The sequence below is a fragment of the Tardiphaga sp. OK245 genome (assembly GCF_900108575.1).
GTDB lineage: Bacteria > Pseudomonadota > Alphaproteobacteria > Rhizobiales > Xanthobacteraceae > Tardiphaga > Tardiphaga robiniae.
The window spans coordinates 80,105-100,357 of record NZ_FNWZ01000005.1; the positions used below are offsets into that span (position 1 = coordinate 80,105).

Sequence of the window (20,253 nt, forward strand, 5' to 3'; positions counted from 1 at the left end):
CGACCGGCCGAAATGGCCCGGAACGAATCGAGCATGATTCGCTTGAATCCGCCGTTAGTTGCGTTGGAGTCTTAGAATGCGTCAGTCCGTTGGACACCATCGATTGTGTCGAATATCGGCGATCAGAACGTCTATCTCGTTTTAGACTGCTTCGAGAGGTCGGGATGTGCGTGGCGCGAGGCGGACTGACCCAGAGCCGTCATCAAAGACCTGATGTCCGGTCAGTATAATGATCCACAGCGGGTCGTTGCCTTCGATACCTTTGAGCATTGGGCGGACGACGTGTCCGAAGACGTAGCCCGAGAGATCAGGCGCCGAGCTGATCTGCGCCATGAAGACCTCGGGTGCAAAACCAGAACTCCGAACGAAATACCTTCAAGCATGTGCGCCGCTCCAAATAATACTTTAGCGTTCAATGTGACCATCAAGCGCTCCGATGCGCCCGATATTCGTTGAATCAAATGTGACATCCGTACGCCGCGCTGGCCGCCGGGATGCGACACACGGTAAGCCGGTCCGTCGAGGGGCATGACAAGGCGCACCGTTTAGGGAAATGTAGGGCTCGATGCCCTCCCGCCTCCACCGGAGCCCTCTGAATGCCCTTCCCGCGTGCCTCGCAAGCCCTCTCCCGCTTTACCGTCCTTGACCTGACCCGGATCCGCTCCGGCCCGACGGCGGTCCGGCAATTCGCGGATTGGGGGGCCAATGTCGTCAAGATCGATGCGCTGAGCGACGACGCCGCGGGAGAACAGCCCGGCGGCCCGCGGCAGGGCTCGGACTTCCAGAACCTGCACCGCAACAAGCGGGCCATGACCCTGAACCTGAAGGACCCGCGCGGTCTCGCGGTCTTCAAACGCCTGGTCGAGAAAGCCGATGTCGTGGTCGAGAATTTCCGACCGGATGTTAAGGCCCGGCTCGGCATCGATTATGAGAGCCTGAAGGCGATCAATCCCGGCATCGTCTACGGCAGTATCTCCGGCTTCGGCCAGGACGGCCCCTATCACAAGCGACCGGGCTTCGATCAGATCGCCCAGGGCATGGGCGGGTTGATGTCGATCACAGGCGCCCCCGGCGAAGGCCCGATGCGCGTCGGCATTCCCGTGGCTGATCTCACCGCCGGGCTGTTCTGCGCGCTGGGCGTCCTTACAGCGCTGCTGGAACGCGATGTGTCCGGCCAGGGCCAGTGGGTGCAGACTTCGCTGCTGCAGGCCCAGATCTTCATGCTGGATTTCCAGGCCGCCCGCTGGCTGATGGAACAGGACGTGCCCAAGCAGGCCGGCAACAACCACCCGACGAGCATTCCCACCGGCGTGTTCAAGACCTCCGACGGTTACATCAACATCGCCACCACCGGCGGCAAGATCTGGGAGCGCTGCGCCCAAGCGATCGGCGCCCCCGAACTGATCACCCATCCCGATTACGCCACCGGCCCCGCACGCTCGAAGAACCGCGACGCGCTCAACGCCGCGATCAGCGCCTGCACCGAGAAGCGATCGACCGAGGAATGGGTCAACGACCTCAACGCCGCCGGCGTGCCCTGCGGTCCGATCTACTCCGTCGACCAGATGTTCGCCGATGCGCAGGTCAAGCACCTCGGCCTAGCGCAGGACGTTCCCAACGACCAGAACCGCAAAATCAGGCTGGTCGGTCAGCCCTTCACGCTGTCACGCACGCCGAGCCACATGGCCGCGCGGCCGCCAGAAGTCGGCGAGCAGACGGAGGAGCTACTCGCCGAATTTGGCTTTGGCGCCGAAGAGATCGCCGAATTGCGACAAGGCAAGGTCGTCTGAGGCGGCGAGCTGTCAAATACTGTGAAAATTAACGCCATAGGCTGCATTAATCGGGAGCACATCTTCGTCCGGTGCAGTCGATCGGAGATCGTGCTGCGCCTCGAACCCGCCGGAAGGCTCAATGACCGCACCGCCCCGCGCCGCTATCCTGATCCCCTGCTTCAATGAAGAGGTCGCAGTCGCGACGGTCGTGAACGATTTCCGGAGGGCGCTGCCCGCCGCCACGATTTATGTTTACGACAACAACTCGACAGATCGCACACGCGAAGTCGCGTCGCAGGCGGGGGCGGTTGTTCGCAGCGAGCCCCGTCAAGGCAAGGGTCATGTCGTGCGCCGCATGTTCGGTGACGTCGATGCCGATATCTACGTTCTCGTCGATGGCGATGCGACCTACGACGCGACATCCGCGCCAGCCATGATCGAAGCGCTGTTAAACGATCGCCTCGACATGGTGGTGGGCCGCCGCATTGAGCAGCAGGTTGCCGCCTATCGCCTTGGCCACCGTACCGGTAACTCACTGCTCACCGGCTTTCTGTCAATGACGTTCGGTCAGAACTTCAAGGATGTGCTGTCAGGCTATCGCGTATTCTCGAGACGCTTCGTCAAATCCTTTCCGGTGCTGTCCGATGGTTTCGAGATCGAGACCGAACTGAGCGTTCATGCGCTGCAGCTCGCACTGCCGGTCGCTGAAATCGAGACGCCTTATTTCGCGCGACCGCAGGGCTCCATCAGCAAGCTCAACACGTGGAAGGATGGTTTCCGGATCCTCGGCACCATCATGAAACTCTATCGTTCGGAAAAGCCGCTGCGCTTCTTCGGCACAATTGGCCTGTTTTTCGGCATCGTCTCCATCGGCCTCGCGATTCCCGTCACCGTCACCTATCTGGAAACAGGGTTGGTGCCTCGGCTGCCCACCGCCGTGCTCTCGACTGGCCTGATGATCGTCGGCGTGCTCTCATTTTCGTCGGGCCTCGTGCTCGACACTGTCACCCGCGGACGCCGCGAGATAAAGCTGCTGGCCTATCTCGCGCAGCCGTCATTGCCGGACTAGGCCTCCATCCAGCCAGGCGCGAGCCCTACTTACGTCGTCACCGGCGTCGGCCGCCAGATGCGTGCAACGGCCGTAAAGGCACGATCGATCAGTGGCCAGAACAGTAGCGTAATCGCCAGCGTGGTGATGGTGCCGACCAGGCCATTGGACCAGAACACGCCAACGCTGCCGCCGGAGCCGATCATGGCGAGGCGGAACGCATCCTCGGCGCGGCTCCCGAGCACCAGCGCCAGCGTGAATGGCGCGAGCGGAATGCCGATCTTCTTGAAGACATAGCCGACCACGCCGAAGCCCAGCATCAGCCAGATGTCGAACATGGCGTTCTGGATCGCATAGGCGCCGATGGCACAGGACACCACGATCATGGGGGCCACTGCTGCAAACGGCACGCGCAGGATCGAGGCGAAGACCGGAACGGTCGTCAGCACGATGACGAGACCGACCACATTGCCGAGATACATCGAGGCAATCAGGCCCCAAACGAAATCCTTGTGCTCGACGAACAGCAGCGGGCCTGGATTGAGGCCCCACACCATCAGGCCGCCGAGCAGGATCGCCGCCGTGCCGGAACCTGGAATGCCGAGCGCCAGCATCGGCAGCAGCGCTGCGGTGCCGGAGGCGTGGGCGGCCGTTTCCGGCGCGAACACGCCTTCGATACGGCCCTTGCCGAAACTCTCGGGATCCTTGGAGAAGCGCTTGGCGAGATTGTAGCCCATGAAGGACGCCGCAATAGCGCCCCCCGGCGTGATGCCGAGCCAGCAGCCGATCACGGACGAACGCAGCAGCGTCACCCAGTATTTCGGCAGATCCATCCAGACCTTGAGCACCGTACGCAGGCTGATCTTGGCGGCGTGCCCGCGCAGCGCGAGGCGTTCTTCCATCGTGAGCAGGATTTCGCTGATGCCGAACAGGCCGATCACCGCGACGAGGAAGTTGATGCCGCGCAGGAGATTGTCCGAGCCGAAGGTCATGCGCAGATTGCCCGACACCGTGTCCATGCCGATGCCGGCGATCAGCAGGCCCAGCGCCATCGAGATGACTGTCTTGTGCTTGGCCTCCCGACCGAGACCGACGAAGGAGCAGAAGGTCAGAAGATAGACGGCGAAGAATTCCGGCGGGCCGAATTTCAGCGCGAAGGATGAGATCATCGGCGCCAGGAATGTGATCAGCATCACCGCCACCAGCGAGCCGATGAAGGATGAGGTAAACGCCGCCGTAAGTGCTTCCGCAGCCTTGCCCTGCTGGGCCATCGGATAGCCGTCGAAGGTCGTGGCCACCGACCACGCCTCGCCGGGGATGTTGAACAGGATCGAGGTGATGGCGCCGCCGAACAGCGCGCCCCAATAGATGCAGGACAGCATCACGATGGCCGAGGTCGGATCCATGGTGAAGGTCAGTGGCAACAGAATGGCGACGCCGTTGGGGCCGCCGAGGCCCGGCAGCACGCCGACAAAGATGCCGAGCACGAGACCGACGACCATCAGCGAGATGATCTTCCAGGTCATCAGCACGGCAAAGCCGTGCATCAACAATCCAAAGGCTTCCATCGTTAAAGTCCTAGCGACCGAGGGCCGATTCGATCGGCCCCTTCGGCATGATGACGTCGAAGGCGACATCGAAGGTGACGAACATGATCGCGGTGAACACGAAGGCGGTCAGCAGCGACTTCCACAGCGCGATCTTGCCGACCATGCGCATGAAGCCGGCGATCAGCACGAAACTCGCGACATAGATGCCGAGGAATTGCGTGGCGAGACAAAACAGAGCGGTAGGAATGAACACCAGCGCCACGCGCCGCAATTGTGCGCGGGTGACGAAAGTGTCGGAACCGCTACTACGGGCGAAGAACGTCGTGATCAGCCCGTAAAGGCTGGCGCCGCCGAGAATGACCGAGAGATAGAACGGGAAATAGCCGGGTTGAGGCCCGGTGGAGTCCCAGGCGATGCCGGTGCGCCAGTTGTCAAAGCCAAGCACGATGGCGAGTGCCAGCAGAACCAGCGAGACGATGATCTCGATGGTGCGCGTGCTGACGACGGAGGGCGAGTCGTCCTCCGGAGCGGTCGGATCTTCGACGATGATTTCGAGGTCGGTGTTAGACATTGGGTCTCGCAGATGGGAGCTGGCGGAATGATGTGGTGCTAACCTCTCCCCGCCCCGTGCACAGCGGAGCTGTGCTAGGCGGGGAGAGGTCGAAGCCTGAGCGAAGCGACGGCTTCGGGTGAGGGGCGAGGCACGAACGCAAAGCAAATCGCCGAGCCTGCGGATCGAAGAGCCCCTCACCCCACCCCTCTCCCCGCAAGGGCGGGGCGAGGGAGAAGAGACGTCGCTTCGCAGTTACTTACTTCGCCACGAATCCCGCTTCGGTCATCAAGGACTTGTTGAGCGCATCGTCCTCTTCGAGGAACTTGAGCATCTCCGGCCCCTTCAGGAAGATCGGCTTCAGCGCCTGCTTCTCCATGTAGTCCTTGTATTCAGCCGTCTTGGTCACCTTCTCGAACAGGTCGACATAGAAAGCCTGCTGCTCGGGCGTCACCTTGCCGGGCAGGAACATGGCGCGCAGCATCAGATACTGCACGTCGAGGCCCTCTTCCTTGCAGGTCGGGATGTCGTTCCACGATTGCGTCTCGGTGACCTTGGTCTTGTAGGAGATGCGTTCCTTGTCGAACACGCAGAGCGCGCGCACCTGACCGGCGCGCCAGACTTCGAGATTCTCGCTGGGGTTATTGACGTTGGCTTCGGTGTGATTGCCGACCAGCTGCGTCGCCGCCTCGCCGCCCGACTTGTAGGGCAGATAGGAAAACTTGGCGCCGGTCTGCTTTTCCATGAACACCGTCAGCACATGGTCTTCACGCTTGGATCCGGTGCCGCCCATCTTGAACGGCGACGATGCAGCCTTGGCCGCCGCGATGAATTCCTTCACCGTCTTGGCGCCACCCGCATTGTCCCACAGTACGAACTGGTCCATCGCGACGACGGACACCGGTGTGAGGTCGCGCCAGTTGAACGGAATCTTGGCCGACAGCGGCAGCATGTAGATCAGCGAATAGGCGATCAGCACCTTGTTGGCGTCACCGTCGCTGGACTTCATGTAGATCAGCGCTTCAGCGCCGGAGGCCCCGCCCTTCAGCGACACCACCACCGGCGCCTTCATCAGATTGTTCTTCTGGATCGCGGCCTGCATCATGCGCGCCATCTGGTCAGAGGCGCCGCCGGCGCCCGCTGCAACGACGATTTCGACGGGCTTCGTAGGCTCCCAGGCCGTGGCCGACGACGAGGCCGATGAGAGGATGGGCGCGCTGGCGAGCACGGCTGCAAGCGCAGCTGTGGCCCTGATCGACTTGGACATTGTTTCTTCCCTGTGGCACCGATGCGGACTGTGGTCGCCGCTATTTGCTTTTGTATTCTGCGGTCTAGCGCAGAACAGTTCAAGCGGCCAGCACCCCGGCTTTGGTCTTAACCGGCCCTTTACCGGAATGGCCGACCGTGGAACGCGGGCCCTTCCCGCATTTTCCTCACAGCAGCGTGGCCGGCGCAGATATTCCATGAGCGAGGCCGCATTCTCCGAAGCCCGCCGCCCGTTGCAGGCGGCCTGCGCCGCCATCGTGTGCGCCGCGCTCGCCGTGTTCGCCTGGCAAACCGCCGGCGCAAACCTCTGGCTAGATGAGCTGTTCACCCTGATCCTGGTGCGGGCGCACAGCCTGCCCAAATTGTGGGCCGGCATCGTCACGGGCATCGACGGCAACCCGCCCCTTTATCTCACCCTCGCCTGGCTGCTCGCCCATGCGGTGCCCACATCTGTCGCTACATCCGTCGCGCTCAAGCTGGCCAATATCGCCGTAACGGCGGCCGCCATTTTGGCGCTGTACCGCGTCAGCCGGCGTTTCGCCGCGCCCTTGGCCGCCTGGAGCGGCACGTTCCTGTTCGCGGCGCTGAACGACAGCGTCGTCTTCGTCGCGCTCGAATTGCGAACCTACGCGCTGTATTTCCTGTGCGCGGCCCTGGCGGTCTGGTTACAGCAGCGCTTAACCGAATTCGGTCGAACGCGCGACACCATCCTGCTGGCCTTAGTCTACGCCGCACTGGCGCTGTCGCACACATTCGGGATCGCCCATGTCGGCACCATCGCGCTTGCCGGCATGCTGAGCGCCTGGCCGGACCGGCGCTGGAAGCTGACCATCCTGGCCGCTTGCCCGGCTATCGTCGCCTTCGCCGCGTGGATGCCGTTCTTCGCGCAACAGAGCGCGGTGGGGCGACCCTATATCTGGTTCGGCCCGCCTGATGCCTCCGCGCTGCTGCAGGGCCTGTTCTCGTCGCCGATCGCCATGTGGATCGCCATCGTTGAACTGTACGGCCTGGCCAGCGCCGCGCTGTGGCTCTGGCGCAAGCGCCCCGCGCTTGTCCTCGCCATGTTCCGCAGCGCGCGGTGGCAGCCGCAGCGCTACGCCGCCCTGCTCGTACTCGGCCTCTCCGGCTTCGCGCTGACGATCTGGACCGTCTCGGTGCTGTGGTTTCCGATGTTCGTGCCGCGCTATTTCACGCCGCAGCTGATCGCGGGCTGCCTGCTGCACGTGGCCTTTGCCGACCTGGTGGTCGCCATCGCGCGCCGGCGCCTGACGGCCGGCCGGCCGGCATTCAGGGTCCTGATGACCCTGGTTCCACCGCTGCTGCTATGCGCGGTGCTGCTCTCTGGCGATTCCGCGCGCCAGCAGATCGCCTGTGCGGACAGCACCGGCCTGCCGTTCGAGCGCGATTTCGTCCACGGTGATGTGCCGGTGGTGGCGGAATCGCCACATATCTTCCTGCCGCGCGCCACCTATGCGCCGCGCGGTGAGCTCTACCGCTTCCCGCTCGACTGGGATGTTGTGATGAACTACCCCGACCGCACCCGCGGCAATGCCACCGACTTTCACATCATGCGGAACCTGAAGGCATGGGCCCGCAACACGGCAATAATGTCCACCGACGATATCATCCGCACGCTGCCGCGCTTCCTGGCAATCGAGCATTCCTCGCGCGCCTGGTTTCACAACCTGCGCAACACCCGCGACGTGGTCGCCGACAGGCTGGCGGAGGTCACCAGCCCATCCGGCGGCACCTGTACGCTGTGGAACGTGACGCGTGTCACCGCGCGCCCGTAGCGCGGGCCTACTTGCCCTGCCAGTTCGGCTTGCGCTTGTTCAGGAAGGCATCCATGCCCTCGCGGAAATCCTCGCTCATATAGGCCTTGAGCACGAGATCCTTGCCCTCCTCGCGGGTCAGGGTCGGGCGCAGCCGGCGCACGGCTTCCTTGGTCACTTCGAGGGTGATCGGCGCGTGGCTGGCCACCAGTTGCGCGAGTTCCAGCGCACGGCGCTGCAGCGTCTCGACATCGGGCACGATCTCGTTGATCAGACCCAGCGCCAGCGCCTCATCAGCCTCGATGAGGCGGGCGGTGAAGATCATGTCCTTGGTGCGGGCCGGTCCGACCAGCGCCATCACGCGGCTGATATTGGACATCGACAGGCAGTTGCCGAGGGTGCGGGCAATCGGGAAGCCCATGCGCGTGGCAGCCGTACCTATGCGCAGGTCGCAGCAGGCGGCAATGCCGGCGCCGCCCCCGGTGCAGGCACCGGCGATCGCGGCGATGGTCGGCACCCGGCAGGTCTCCAGCGCGGTGAGCACGCGGTCGATCCGCGCTTCGTAATCGAGCGCGTCCTGCGCCGTCTTGAATTCGCGGAATTGCGAGATGTCGGTGCCCGAGGCAAAAGCCTTGTCGCCGGCGCCGGTCAGGATGATCGCCTTGATCGAGCGGTCCTCATTGGCCGCCTGACAGATCTCCGCCATCCGCTCATACATCGAGAACAGCATGGCATTGCGCGCCTGCGGGCGATTGAAAGTGATCTTCGCGATCCCGTTCTCGATGGAATACAGCAGGTCTTCAGTGGCGGGCGTTGGTGCGTTCATGTGATTCGTCCTCTGGTGCAGCATTTCACTGCAACATGTTGAAAAGGCTGGAGCGATTATGCTCCAGCCTCCAGTAGATTGTTAGGCCTCAAAGACGGGATTTCGTGGCCTTTAAGCCACCGCAGCCTTGGTCATCGGCACCACGCTTTTGCCGGTCAGCACATCCATCGCTGCCATCACGCCGCCGGCGCGATGGGGGACCTTGGCGAGTTCAAGACCCATCTCGACGCCAGCCAGCGTGCCCATCAGCATCAGGTCGTTGAAGTGACCGATATGGCCGATGCGGAAGATCTTGCCCTTCCACTTGTTGAGGCCGGTGCCGAGCGACATGTCGAAATTGTCCAGCACCACCTTGCGGAACTTGTCGGCGTCATGCCCGTCCGGCATCAGCACGGCGGTCAGTGCCGGCGAGTGATCATGCGACTCGATGGAGACGGTCTCGAGGCCCCAGGCCTTGACGGCGGCGCGGGCGGCGGCGCCATGGCGCTTGTGGCGCGCGAACACGTTATTGAGCCCCTCCTCCTCCAGCATCGCCACGCCTTCCTTCAGCGCATAGAGCAGGTTGGTCGCGGGCGTATAGGGCCAGGAGCCGAGCTTGTTGGCGGCGATGATCTCCTCCCAGTCCCAATAGGACCGGAACGAGCTGTTGGTCCTGGAGGCTGCGACCGCCTTCTCGGACACGGCGTTGAAGCCGAGGCCCGGGGGCAGCATCAGGCCCTTCTGCGAACCGGCGACGGAGACGTCGATGCCCCAGGCGTCATGTTCATATTCCAGCGAGCCGAGGCCGGAGACGGTGTCGACCATCAGCAGCGCCGGGTGCTTCACTCGGTCGAGCAGCTTGCGGACGTCCTGCGGATGGGTGACGCAACCGGTTGAGGTCTCGTTATGGACGATCATCACCGCCTTGATGGCGTGCGACTTGTCGGCAGCGAGACGCTTCTCGATCTCGGCGAGATCGGCGCCGTGGCGCCAGTCGCCCGGCACGAAGTCGATATCGAGCTTGAACTTCTCGGCGAGGCCCCGCCACAGCGTGGCGAACTGGCCGGTCTCGGCCATCAGCACCTTGTCGCCCGGCGACAGCGTATTGACGATGGCGGCTTCCCAGGCGCCGGTGCCCGAGGACGGATAGATCATGACCGGCTGCTTGGTACGGAACACTCGCTGCATCGCAGCAATGACGTGGAGGCCGAGCTCGGCGAATTCGGGACCGCGATGGTCCAGCGTGGGCATATCCATCGCCCGCAGCACCCGGTCGGGTACGTTGGTCGGGCCAGGAATCTGCAGGAAATGCCTTCCGGTGTGCACGGTCATGTCTCGTCCTTCCCAGGGAGTCCATTTTTATTGAAATGCCCGGATAGCACCTTTCAAACGGCTTGTCCCGCGTCTGGTATACCAGAGCGCCGAAGAAAAACGTGGGGCAGCCATGAGGATTTCTTATCCCTCCTTGCCACCGCCAGAGCATAGCACCTCCGGGTTGCCAAGCCGGAATCCGGATGCAAGACAGGACGATAGAGGGACAAGGCGGGAATCCATGGCGAAGGCGGCAATCATTCGGAGCACGGCTGCAGACAGCGCGCTGGCTGCCAGGCTGTCACGAGAAGTCTCCGGCGACGTGTTCTTCGACCCGTTCAATCGCGGCCGTTATGCCACCGATGCCTCGTTCTACCAGATCGTACCGTTCGGTGTGGTCGTGCCGCGCACCATCGACGAAGCCTTGCGCGCGCTGGCGATCTGCCGCGACGATAGCCGCATCGTTACACCGCGCGGCGGCGGCACCTCGCAATGCGGACAGACCGTCAATGACGGCATCGTTATCGACCTCTCCAAGCATCTCAACAAGCTCATCTCGCTCGACGTCGAGAACCGCACCTGCATCGTTGAGCCCGGCATCGTGCTGGACGATCTCAACCGGCAGCTCAAGAAACACGGGCTGTGGTTTCCGGTCGATGTCTCCACTGCGTCGCGCGCGACCATCGGCGGTATGGCCGGCAACAATTCCTGCGGCGGCCGTTCGCTGCGCTACGGCACCATGCGCGACAACACGATCGCGATGGATGCCGCACTGGCCGATGGCAACCTGCTGCATTTCGGCGAAGTAAATTCCGGAGACGATGCGCCTGCCCTGTTTCGCGACATGCTGGCGCTCGGTGAGCGTGAAGCGACCGAGATCGCTGAGCGCTTCCCGCAGGTGCAGCGCCGTGTCGGCGGCTACAATCTCGATGCGCTGACACCGCGCAACACCGCCAACAACCTGGCGCATCTCCTCGTGGGTTCCGAAGGCACCCTCGCCTTCACCACGCAGGTCGAACTCAAGCTGTGGCCGCTCATCGGCAGCAAGGCGCTCGGTGTCTGTCACTTCGGCAGCTTCTATGAAGCGATGGATGCGACCCAGCATCTGGTCAAGCTCAAGCCCATCGCCGTCGAACTGGTCGACCGCACCATGATCGCACTCGGCCGCGATATCGCGATGTTCCAGCCGATCATCAAGAGCGCGGTGCACGGCGATCCGGATGCACTCCTGATCGTCGAATTCGCGGAAGAGGATCAGGCCGCCAATGCCGCCAAGCTGAAAGAGCTAGGCGCATTGATGGGCGATCTCGGCTTTGGCTGGAATAACCCGCCGCGCAAATGGGGCGGTGTCGTCGACGTCACCGAGCCCGCGCTTCAGGCGGGTATTGCCGAGTTTCGCGCCGCCGGCCTCAATGTCATGATGTCGATGAAACAGGACGGCAAGCCGGTTTCCTTCATCGAGGACTGCGCGGTGCCGCTGCCGCATCTCGCTGATTACACCGACCGCCTGTCCGCGATCTTCAGGAAGCACGACACCACCGGCACCATGTATGCACACGCCTCGGAAGGCTGCCTGCATGTCCGCCCGGTGCTGAACCTGAAGCTCGACAAGGACGTCAAGGCGATGCGCGCCATCGCCGAAGAAGCCTTCGCGATGGTCCGGGAATACAAGGGCTCGCACTCCGGCGAGCACGGCGACGGACTCGTGCGCTCGGAATTCCACGCCGAAATGTTCGGCGAGCGCATCATCAGCGACTTTGCCGAAGTGAAGCATCGCTTCGATCCGCAGAATGTTCTCAATCCCGGCAAGATCGTCGATCCGCCCAAGATGGATGATCGCTCCCTCTTTCGTTATCCACCTGACTACCGCGTCGGCGAATTGAAAACCGTGCTCGACTGGTCCGCATGGCCCGGCGCCGGCGGCGGTTTTCAGGGCGCCATCGAGATGTGCAACAACAATGGCACATGCCGGAAGTTAGAGGGCGGCGTGATGTGCCCGTCCTATCGCGCCACGCGCAACGAGAAGGACGTCACCCGCGGCCGTGCCAACACGCTGCGGCTGGCAATCTCCGGCCAGCTTGGCCCGGATGCGCTGACGTCGGATGCCATGGCCGATACGATGAAGCTTTGCGTATCGTGTAAGGCCTGCCGCCACGAATGCCCGACCGGCGTTGATATGGCCAAGATGAAGATCGAGGTGCTGGCCGCACGCGTCGCGAAACATGGTCTCACCCTGCGTGATCGCCTCGTCGGCTATCTGCCGCGCTATGCGGCATTGGCCGCGCGTGCCGCGCCGCTGGCGAATTTGCGCAACAAGAGCCCGCTGCTGCGCAACCTGCTGGAACGCTATGCGGGCATCAGCGCCAAGCGCAGCCTGCCGGAATGGCGCAGCGACGTGTTTCACAGGGACGCCGACGCCGTCGGCCCGGCAGATGGCCGCGAAGTCGTGCTATTCGCCGACACCTTCAATCGCGCCTATGAACGCGAGAATCTCGATGACGCGCTCCGCGTTCTCACCGCCGGCGGCTATCGCGTGCATCTGCCGAAGCCGGTGGGTCGCAGCAGTCGTGCCCTGTGCTGCGGCCGTACGTTCCTCTCGGCGGGCCTTGTCGATCAGGCGCGCGCCGAACTCGATCGTCTGGTCGCCACCTATGCACCCTTCGCGGCACGCGGCGTGCCGATTGTCGGCCTTGAGCCGAGCTGCCTGCTGACGCTGCGCGATGAATTGCTGTCGCTACGTTCCGACGATACGGCCAGGAGCGTCAGCGCGCACGCTATGCTGTTCGAGGAATTCCTGGTCCGCGAGGCCGAGGCCGGCCGTCTGCAACTGCCGCTGAAGCCGATCGCGCCGAAGGCCATAGTGCATGGCCACTGCCATCAAAAGTCATTCGGTGCGTTCAAGCCAGTCGAACAGGCCTTGCGCCTTATCCCGGATCTGAAGGTCGAGACCATCGAATCCAGTTGCTGCGGCATGGCGGGCGCGTTCGGCTATGGTGCCGACACCTATGACGTCTCGATCCAGATGGCCGAAGCGTCCTTGCTACCCGCCGTGCGCAAGGCCGACGCCGATACGCTGATCATCGCCGACGGCACATCCTGCCGGCACCAGATCGCTGACGGCGCCTCCCGTCACGCGTTGCATGTCGCGCGCGTGCTGGCCATGAGCCTCGACGGCGCGACAACAAACGTCCATTCTGCCACGCTCAACTAGGAAACAACCGATATGGCCGACCTCACCCTCGATACAGCCCGCAAGATCATTGATGGCGCTCTCGCCAAGGTGATCGAGATGAAGCTCAAGCCCATGGTCATCACGGTGCTCGACGCTCGCGGCTGCGTGAAGGCCACCATCGCGCAGGACGGCACCAGCCTGATGCGCGGCGAAGTCGCCCACGGAAAAGCCTATGGCGCGCTGGCGATGGGTCTGGGTTCACGTGCGCTGTTCAAGCGTGCGGAAGAGCAGCCGTTCTTCATCGATGCCGTGAATACCATGGCGCGCGGCGCGCTGATCCCGGTGCCGGGTGGCGTTCTCATTCATGACGCATCGGGCAGCCTGCTCGGCGCTATCGGCATCTCTGGCGATACATCCGACAATGACGAGATTGCAGCCGTCGCGGGCATCGAGACGGCCGGCCTCAAGGCCTCGACCGGCTAGATCGACGTTGACTCAGCCATCGCATCCCCCGATCAACGACAGCGCGCTACGCCCGCTGATCGACCGTATCGGGGATGCGCATGTGAAGGCACGGCTGGAGATCGAGACCCATCGCGATCACCAGCTGTTCGGCCAGGGCCGCCTGTTCTTCAATCTGGAGAACTGGCTCACCGCGCCACCGATCGTCCGCACCGCGTTGCAACTCACCGGCCTCTATGGCCGCGCCCGCCGCGAGGCTAACCGCGTGTTGGTCCGCGAGAATATCGTCGCCTCACCGCGCCTACCCGCCGCGTTCGACGGCTTTACGATCCTGCATATCAGCGATCTCCACGTCGATCTCAGCGAGGATGCGCTGCACCACCTGATCTCCTTCGTCGGCGATCTCGATTACGACATCTGTGTGCTGACCGGCGACTATCGCGGCAAGACCTATGGGCCGTATCAGCGCGCCACCGCAGGTGTCGGCGAACTCCGCGCGAGGCTGCGCGATCCCGTCTATGGCGTTCTCGGCAATCACGACAGTATCCGCATGACGCCGGCGCTGGAAGGCATGGGCATCCGTATGATGTTCAACGAATGCGAGACCATCACCCGCGGCGATGACAGCATCTATCTCGCCGGTGTCGACGATCCGCATTTCTATCTCGCCGACGACATCCCGAAGGTTGCATCGCAAATTCCGATGGACGCCTTCTCGATCCTGCTGTCGCACACGCCGGAGACCTATGCCGAGGCGGCCGAGCACAATTTCGACCTCATGCTGAGCGGCCACACCCATGGCGGCCAGCTCTGCCTGCCCGGCGGCTACGCCATCAAGCTGGAGGCCGTGTTGCCGCGCCATATGGGGAACGGCGCGTGGCGCCATGAAGGCATGGCCGGCTATACATCCGTCGGCGTCGGCACCAGCCTGCTCCCGGTGCGACTGAATTGCCCTCCGGAAGTGACGCTGCACCGGCTGAAACGTGCGGCGTGAAGCACCCTATTTGCCTGGCCACACCGGCTTGCGCTTCTCGCCAAAAGCCTTGAGCCCCTCCTTGGCGTCTTCGGTCATCGACAGGAGCGCGATCTGGCTTTCGGTATACGCAATACTCTCGTCGAACGACATCGCGGCGATGGCGCGCATCGCATATTTGCCGCGGCGGATCGCGGTCGGCGACTTGTCAGTGATGCGCGAGATCAGCCAGTCGACCTTGCTGTCGAGCTCGGCCGCCGGCACCACGTGATTCAGCAGGCCAGCGCCAAGCGCGGTCGGCGCGTCGAACGGCTCGCCGGTGATGCACCATTCGTTGACCAGGCGACGTGGCGCAATGGACTGCAGCAGCGCCAGCACCTGCATCGGAAACACGCCGACCTTCACTTCGGGAAGACCGAAGATCGCGTTGTCCGCGGCCACCGCCATGTCGGTCATGCACAGCAGCCCCATGCCACCGGCCATGCAGACGCCGTTAACGCGCGCAATGGCGGGCTTGGTGGCGTTTTGCGACAGCCGCATCAGATCGGCGAGATCGCCGTTGGGCTTGGAGAAATCCATCGAGAAGGCCGCACCCGCATTCGCCAGATCAGCGCCGGCGCAGAACGCCTTCTCGCCCGCGCCGGTCAGAACGATCACCCGTACGCCCGCATCCTCGTGGGCGGTGCGATAGCCGTTGGCGATGCCGGCGATGACATCGCCATTCATGGCATTGCGCTTCTCCGGCCGGTTGATGGTGATCCAGAGTGCGGCGCCCTTCTTCTCCAGGATTACGCTATCATCGGCCATCAGTCTGCTCGCTTGGTTGAAGTTGATGCGGCTGGTATAGCCGCTCAGAAGCGGCGCGCCAAACCCAGCGCGTCGCCGGCGCGGTTCTCGGACTCAACCGCACGCAGGTAGCCCTCGCGCTGCTGCAATCGCGCCCAATAGGCTGTGACGCTCGGCCCGAATTGCGATGCAAGCCCGAGACGATTGGCCAGCAGCAGTGCATAGCCGACGGAAATGTCCGCGGCGGTGAAACGGCCGGCGCAGACATAGTCGTTGCCGGTGGTGATGGTCTCGATCATACGCAACCGTCCAAGAAAGAACTTCGAATAGTCCTCGACCACCTGCGGATGACGGCGCTCTTCCGGTTCGAGCTTCGAATAGCGCAGCACCAGCGCCTGCGGGAAGGTCAGCGTGGCCTCGCCGAAATGCAGCCAGTTCAGGAAGGCGCCGTAGTCCGGCTCGTCAATGCCGACGGCCAGCGGCGTCGGGCCATGTTTGGTGACGAGATATTGCGCGATCGCCGCCGATTCCGTCATCCGGATCTCGCCATCGAGCATCAGCGGGATGGTGCCGAGCGGATTGATGCCGAGATATTCCTTGGCAAAGACACGCGGCGGGAACGGCAGCATCTTCAGCTCATAGGGCAGCCCGAGCTCTTCAAGCGTCCATAGCGGGCGGAACGAGCGCGCGCGGGCGCAGTGATAGAGCGTGATCATCGGACGAGACCTCCAGACTGGCACGGACTATCGCCGTGCTGCCAGCCAATGAGACGCAGCCGCGAGGTTTCGTCAAGTCTTGCCCTTCTTCGTCAAGACTCGCCCCTCGCTCCATGGTCCCGGCAGACCGGTGTCACCCTTCCCGATCAACGACACCCATCTCCACGCGCACGTCACCGAGGCTGGTCACGACGGCTTCGCGTTTCGATTGCAACTGATGCGGCCGGCGGCGAAGCTGACATTATTTCGCCCGACTGCGACGAACTCCTGGCCAGATCGTCGTCTGCTGCGGAGGCTCGTCGGCCGGCTTGGCACGATCCTCCGGGGAGAAAAACGCTGCGCGCGCAAACACGGCGGACAGGCCGCTCTGGGTGACGTCTGCTCCCTTTGTACTGACCGGTTCCGCCAGTTTCGTGCCGCTGAAATTCTGTTTCGGCTTCGCCATCGGATTTTCGAGCAGATAGTAAGACAGGATCGACAGACCAAGCGTAATGCCGAAAGCGATCGCGACCTGGAGGATCGGCACCTGGGTGCCATGAGTCGCAGCATCGTTGAGGCCGAGATAAAACAATATCGGCAGGTGAAACACATACATCGCGTGAGAGAGAGAGCCGAGCCCACGGAACAGGGACAGCGACAGGATCGCCGTCATCACACGCCGGACAATGCCGCGATCGAACACCAGCGTCGCGACGAAGGACACGCTCACCATCGAATAGGCAATCAGCGCAAGGGTCCAGTAGACTGGTTGCGAGGTGATGATGCCGAGGTCGCTGCCCTTGCGATCGATCACGAGGATCATCAGCGCTGCGACCACGAGCGCTGCACAGCGCCAGCCGCGCAGCGGCCGGTTCTCGAATTCGCGCAGCGCCAGCCAGCCGCCGAGTGATAGCGACAGCATGCGGGTGAACAGCGACATATAGACGACGTCGCCCGCCTCTCGCGGCTTGTGATTGATGAGCAGCAGCGCCATCAACAAACCGCTCGCCACCGCCAGCAGCGGAATCACCCGTCCGGTCACGACATTGAGCCAGCCCGGCGCCACGATGAGGATCAGGAGCGGCCAGAAGAAATAGAACTGCTCCTCCACCGACAATGACCAGGTGTGTTCCAACGGGTTCGGCACCGCATGCAGCGGATGATAGAAATTGAATGTGTAGGTCAGAAGACTCAGCATATCCGCTGAGCCTAATCTGAAGATGAAGTAGCAGGCGAGCACCGTGAGGTAATAGACCGGGAAGATGCGCAGCGCCCGGCGCATATAAAAGTCCTTGAAGGAGATGCGGCCGGTCTTGGCCCGCTCGCGCAACAGCAAACGCGTGATGAAGAAGCCAGAGATCACGAAGAAGATGTCGAGCGCGATATAGCCTACACGTGACAGCTGATTGGCGTACCAGATTGCGTTGTAGGCGCTGCTGTCCAGCACCTGCGGGCAATGGGTGAACACGACCACCACCACGCCGATTCCTCGAAAGCCGTCGAACGCCGGAAATTTCTCCAGCCGCTTGGCGACGTCTGCATTCTCCGACATTGCGATCTCCCCGTTTGAACCGGGGATAGCAACGGTGCGAATAACGAGGGTGAAGGCGATTTACATGCCTACCACCTCAGGCGAAATGTTCGGGCTTAACGTGAATGTCCGTTTGCGCGGGAGTATTAGGGTTGACGCCGCCGCGTTTACCACAATCAGGACAATCTTCACTGCGAATCCAGCGCCGCTTACGGTCCGTTAAGCATCAGGGGACAGGCTGGGAACGATCGAAATTGACTCAACTTGTATCGGCAAGTGAGGGCAACAGATGACCAGGGTTCAGTATCTCAGGGAACAAGCGACCCGCGCCGAACGGTTGGCAAAGACCATTCTGGATGCCGTCACCGTCACGCGACTTGTCGAAGCATCGCACGCATACCGCCAGGAAGCCGACCGCCTTGAGCAACACGAGACGAGCGATCAGGCGACCACGATGTGGATGCCTCACTAGTTGAACGAGTGCAGGAGACATCGGAATCCTTCGCTCGACAAAAAGGACGACCGAAAGCCGCCAGGTCCGCCGGACCCGCGAGCGGGGCCCAACTAGTGGACAGCGCCCCTCGCTGGAAAATTACCGTGTTCACATCGCACGAACATGGCCGAGCGCCAGGCCGATGGTGCGCGCGGCTTCCATCACGTGAACGGCGTATTCCTTGATTTGCTTTCGCTTGACCCGGATGTCGGGGCCAGACATGCCGATGGCTCCGACGAGTTCACCGGAGCGTCCAACGATGGCGCAAGCACAGGCGGCGATACCTTCCCGCCACTCGCCATGCAGCACTGACGAGTAACCTTGTACCCGTGCCGCATGGATGTCTTCGCGCAACTCCTCGATGGTCGTTCGCGTCGTATCCGTATAACGCCTGAGATGCGGGCGAAAGTTCTCCAGATATTCGTCTGGCATTTGCGCGAGCATCGCCTTCCCGGTTGCCATGGTGAATGCAGGCGCACGCATGCCGACGCTGGTATGCGCGCGGATATGATGCGCGCTTTCAATCTTGTCCACATAGACAACGTCGGTACCCTCGAGCACCGACAGATGAACGGTCTCTCCGGTGACTTCGGCCAGCGCCGTCATCGCCGGACGAGCGATACGGATGAGATCCATGCGCTGAATGACGTGGTTGCCGAGCACCCATAGCTTGGTTGTGAGCTCATAGGTGCTGTGCGGCGGAATCTGGCGAACGAAGCCCTGCGATTGCAGCGTCGCCAGCAGTCGATGCACATTGCTCTTGGTGAACTTCAGCTCATTGGCGAGATCGGTGACCCCCCGCGGCTGCTCGCTCATCGCGAGCGCCTCGAGGAGCCTCAGTCCCTTGATAAATGCCTTGTCCATCCAAGCAGCCGATGTGAGGTACTTCTCTGTTGCGGGCAGACCGGCGGCCTTGGGCCGCCGCCGGTCTCATTGTTGTGTGGCGCGATTTACTGAGCAAGTAGTGCGTTCAGCTTTTCCTGCGCATATTCTTCATTGGTCGAATTGCCCGCGGGCGATGGCGCCCCCCAGAAGTCCGGGCTCCATTCGATCGCCTTGGAGACGTTCTCAGGATTATTGGCCCAATAGCGCGCGACGTTCTTGTCCGTCGCCGCATCGAACACGACCTTCGAAGGAAGCGCGACTGGGAAAGTGGAGGTCAGCTGGGCGGCGCGCTTGGGGTCGAGACGCCAGGACAGCAGCTTGAGCGCGTTATCATAGTTCGGTGCGCCCTTCGGGATCGAGAAGAAGTCGTAATAGACGAAGCCCTGATTGAAGGTGAGGTCAATCGGAGCGCCTTCCAGTGCCAATTTGCTCATCGAGCCCGTATAGGCCTGGCACATATCGGCCTCACCATCGAGGATCAGCTGCGGCGGCTGTGCGGCGGTGGTCCACCATTTGACGATATGCGGCTTGATCTCCTTGATCTTCTTGAGCGCGCGCTCCATGTCGATCGGATACAGCTTGCTCTTGTCGACACCGTCGGCCATCAGCGCCGCCTCGAAGGTGAAGCGCGGCCAGGCTGGCATGCAGCGGCGCCCCGGAAACTTCTTCACGTCCCAGAAGTCGGCCCAGTTCTGCGGTGCCTTATCGCCCTTGAACTTGTCCTTGTTGTAGACAAGGCCGACGCCGATCACCTGCAGCGCGACGCCCTTCTTGCGCTTCAGATTGTCCGGCATCGCCGCCAGGGTCTTCTGCGCGGATTCCGACAGTTTGGAATAGTCGATGTCAGCCAGGCAGCAGTCGCCGAGCAGCTTGGTTTCCTGATCGAAGATGAAGGTCAGATCCCACTGCGCCTTGCCGGCTTCGGCCTGCGCCTTGATGCGCGGACCGCTGCGCGCTTCCTGCACGGTGACGACCTTGATGCCGGTTTCCTTCTCGAACGGATCGTACATCACCTTGCGCAGCGCATCCCCGTAGCCGCCGCCCGGATCCTGCATGATGACGACGTTGCTCTGGGCAACGGCCAGACCCGTCCCCATGGCGATGAACGCCGCCGAAGCCAAGGCGGGCAGCCTGAAGCGTTTCATTCCCAGCATAGTATGTTTCCTCCTGTTTGATCGTTTG

The 20,253-nt window shown here is 62.5% G+C and carries 17 protein-coding genes; 7 read left to right on the top strand and 10 right to left on the bottom strand.

From position 1 onward, the window contains the following. Positions 1-596: 596 nt before the first annotated feature. Together BLW80_RS23515 and BLW80_RS23520 are read left to right on the top strand one after the other, a co-directional pair. Positions 597-1,790, top strand: coding sequence for a CaiB/BaiF CoA transferase family protein (locus BLW80_RS23515; protein WP_093760222.1), 1,194 nt, complete (start codon positions 597-599; stop codon positions 1,788-1,790). Positions 1,791-1,911: 121 nt separating this feature from the next. Continuing rightward, positions 1,912-2,841 carry a glycosyltransferase family 2 protein gene (locus tag BLW80_RS23520; RefSeq protein ID WP_093760224.1) on the top strand — a complete coding sequence of 310 codons (930 nt, stop codon included), beginning with the start codon at positions 1,912-1,914 and terminating at the stop codon, positions 2,839-2,841. A 29-nt stretch (positions 2,842-2,870) separates the two neighbouring features. On the opposite strand, the gene BLW80_RS23525 is transcribed toward BLW80_RS23520, so the two are convergent. The 3 genes from BLW80_RS23525 to BLW80_RS23535 form a co-directional block, all read right to left on the bottom strand. Next, positions 2,871-4,388, bottom strand: coding sequence for a tripartite tricarboxylate transporter permease (locus BLW80_RS23525; protein ID WP_089267956.1), 1,518 nt, complete (start codon positions 4,386-4,388; stop codon positions 2,871-2,873). Positions 4,389-4,398: 10 nt separating this feature from the next. Further along, on the bottom strand, positions 4,399-4,941 hold the full coding sequence (locus tag BLW80_RS23530) for a tripartite tricarboxylate transporter TctB family protein (RefSeq protein WP_093760226.1): 543 nt from the start codon (positions 4,939-4,941) through the stop codon (positions 4,399-4,401). A 238-nt stretch (positions 4,942-5,179) separates the two neighbouring features. After that, positions 5,180-6,187, bottom strand: a complete 1,008-nt coding sequence (locus tag BLW80_RS23535; protein WP_093760228.1) for a tripartite tricarboxylate transporter substrate binding protein — start codon at positions 6,185-6,187, stop codon at positions 5,180-5,182. Positions 6,188-6,383: 196 nt separating this feature from the next. On the opposite strand from BLW80_RS23535, the gene BLW80_RS23540 reads away from it, so the two are divergent. Then, positions 6,384-7,979, top strand: a complete 1,596-nt coding sequence (locus tag BLW80_RS23540; RefSeq protein ID WP_093760230.1) for a glycosyltransferase family protein — start codon at positions 6,384-6,386, stop codon at positions 7,977-7,979. 7 nt (positions 7,980-7,986) lie between these two features. On the opposite strand, the gene BLW80_RS23545 is transcribed toward BLW80_RS23540, so the two are convergent. Together BLW80_RS23545 and BLW80_RS23550 are read right to left on the bottom strand one after the other, a co-directional pair. Beyond that, entirely contained in the window at positions 7,987-8,784 is a 798-nt protein-coding gene (locus tag BLW80_RS23545; protein ID WP_093760232.1) for an enoyl-CoA hydratase/isomerase family protein, read from the bottom strand. Between the two features lie 111 nt (positions 8,785-8,895). Next, a complete protein-coding gene (locus tag BLW80_RS23550; RefSeq protein WP_093760234.1) occupies positions 8,896-10,095 on the bottom strand; it encodes a pyridoxal-phosphate-dependent aminotransferase family protein in 1,200 nt (399 codons plus the stop codon). Positions 10,096-10,315: 220 nt separating this feature from the next. Here BLW80_RS23550 and BLW80_RS23555 point away from each other — a divergent pair, with 220 nt between their 5' ends. From BLW80_RS23555 to BLW80_RS23565, 3 genes are read left to right on the top strand one after another with little or no spacing between them, the layout of a single operon-like run. Then, the gene (locus tag BLW80_RS23555) at positions 10,316-13,285 is read left to right on the top strand and encodes an FAD-binding and (Fe-S)-binding domain-containing protein (protein ID WP_093760236.1); all 2,970 of its coding nucleotides are present in this window, start codon (positions 10,316-10,318) and stop codon (positions 13,283-13,285) included. A 12-nt stretch (positions 13,286-13,297) separates the two neighbouring features. Beyond that, positions 13,298-13,729 carry a GlcG/HbpS family heme-binding protein gene (locus tag BLW80_RS23560; protein ID WP_068738337.1) on the top strand — a complete coding sequence of 144 codons (432 nt, stop codon included), beginning with the start codon at positions 13,298-13,300 and terminating at the stop codon, positions 13,727-13,729. A gap of 7 nt (positions 13,730-13,736) precedes the next feature. Further along, the gene (locus tag BLW80_RS23565; protein WP_349633158.1) at positions 13,737-14,702 is read left to right on the top strand and encodes a metallophosphoesterase; all 966 of its coding nucleotides are present in this window, start codon (positions 13,737-13,739) and stop codon (positions 14,700-14,702) included. A gap of 6 nt (positions 14,703-14,708) precedes the next feature. Here BLW80_RS23565 and BLW80_RS23570 read toward each other — a convergent pair whose 3' ends face one another. The 3 genes from BLW80_RS23570 to BLW80_RS23580 form a co-directional block, all read right to left on the bottom strand. Continuing rightward, positions 14,709-15,488: an enoyl-CoA hydratase/isomerase family protein gene (locus BLW80_RS23570; RefSeq protein WP_093760238.1), complete on the bottom strand. Its 780-nt coding sequence runs from the start codon at positions 15,486-15,488 to the stop codon at positions 14,709-14,711. Positions 15,489-15,532: 44 nt separating this feature from the next. Further along, positions 15,533-16,183, bottom strand: coding sequence for a glutathione S-transferase family protein (locus BLW80_RS23575; protein WP_093760240.1), 651 nt, complete (start codon positions 16,181-16,183; stop codon positions 15,533-15,535). 241 nt (positions 16,184-16,424) lie between these two features. After that, complete coding sequence (locus tag BLW80_RS23580) at positions 16,425-17,714, bottom strand: acyltransferase family protein (RefSeq protein ID WP_093760242.1); 1,290 nt, start codon at positions 17,712-17,714, stop codon at positions 16,425-16,427. Between the two features lie 268 nt (positions 17,715-17,982). Between BLW80_RS23580 and BLW80_RS23585 the strand changes: the two genes are divergently transcribed. Next, positions 17,983-18,165 (top strand): hypothetical protein, encoded by a 183-nt coding sequence (locus BLW80_RS23585; protein ID WP_093760244.1) that lies wholly within the window; start codon positions 17,983-17,985, stop codon positions 18,163-18,165. A 129-nt stretch (positions 18,166-18,294) separates the two neighbouring features. On the opposite strand, the gene BLW80_RS23590 is transcribed toward BLW80_RS23585, so the two are convergent. Beyond that, complete coding sequence (locus tag BLW80_RS23590; protein ID WP_093760246.1) at positions 18,295-19,050, bottom strand: IclR family transcriptional regulator; 756 nt, start codon at positions 19,048-19,050, stop codon at positions 18,295-18,297. A gap of 86 nt (positions 19,051-19,136) precedes the next feature. Further along, the gene (locus BLW80_RS23595) at positions 19,137-20,225 is read right to left on the bottom strand and encodes an extracellular solute-binding protein (protein ID WP_093760248.1); all 1,089 of its coding nucleotides are present in this window, start codon (positions 20,223-20,225) and stop codon (positions 19,137-19,139) included. Between the last annotated feature and the right edge of the window lie 28 nt (positions 20,226-20,253).

Coding starts and splice junctions, on each gene's coding strand:
- BLW80_RS23515 (WP_093760222.1), top strand. CDS start 597: ATGCCCTTCCCGCGTGCCTCGCAAGCCCTCTCCCGCTTTACCGTCCTT.
- BLW80_RS23520 (WP_093760224.1), top strand. CDS start 1,912: ATGACCGCACCGCCCCGCGCCGCTATCCTGATCCCCTGCTTCAATGAA.
- BLW80_RS23525 (WP_089267956.1), bottom strand. CDS start 4,388: ATGGAAGCCTTTGGATTGTTGATGCACGGCTTTGCCGTGCTGATGACC.
- BLW80_RS23530 (WP_093760226.1), bottom strand. CDS start 4,941: ATGTCTAACACCGACCTCGAAATCATCGTCGAAGATCCGACCGCTCCG.
- BLW80_RS23535 (WP_093760228.1), bottom strand. CDS start 6,187: ATGTCCAAGTCGATCAGGGCCACAGCTGCGCTTGCAGCCGTGCTCGCC.
- BLW80_RS23540 (WP_093760230.1), top strand. CDS start 6,384: ATGAGCGAGGCCGCATTCTCCGAAGCCCGCCGCCCGTTGCAGGCGGCC.
- BLW80_RS23545 (WP_093760232.1), bottom strand. CDS start 8,784: ATGAACGCACCAACGCCCGCCACTGAAGACCTGCTGTATTCCATCGAG.
- BLW80_RS23550 (WP_093760234.1), bottom strand. CDS start 10,095: ATGACCGTGCACACCGGAAGGCATTTCCTGCAGATTCCTGGCCCGACC.
- BLW80_RS23555 (WP_093760236.1), top strand. CDS start 10,316: ATGGCGAAGGCGGCAATCATTCGGAGCACGGCTGCAGACAGCGCGCTG.
- BLW80_RS23560 (WP_068738337.1), top strand. CDS start 13,298: ATGGCCGACCTCACCCTCGATACAGCCCGCAAGATCATTGATGGCGCT.
- BLW80_RS23570 (WP_093760238.1), bottom strand. CDS start 15,488: ATGGCCGATGATAGCGTAATCCTGGAGAAGAAGGGCGCCGCACTCTGG.
- BLW80_RS23575 (WP_093760240.1), bottom strand. CDS start 16,183: ATGATCACGCTCTATCACTGCGCCCGCGCGCGCTCGTTCCGCCCGCTA.
- BLW80_RS23580 (WP_093760242.1), bottom strand. CDS start 17,714: ATGTCGGAGAATGCAGACGTCGCCAAGCGGCTGGAGAAATTTCCGGCG.
- BLW80_RS23585 (WP_093760244.1), top strand. CDS start 17,983: ATGACCAGGGTTCAGTATCTCAGGGAACAAGCGACCCGCGCCGAACGG.
- BLW80_RS23590 (WP_093760246.1), bottom strand. CDS start 19,050: ATGGACAAGGCATTTATCAAGGGACTGAGGCTCCTCGAGGCGCTCGCG.
- BLW80_RS23595 (WP_093760248.1), bottom strand. CDS start 20,225: ATGCTGGGAATGAAACGCTTCAGGCTGCCCGCCTTGGCTTCGGCGGCG.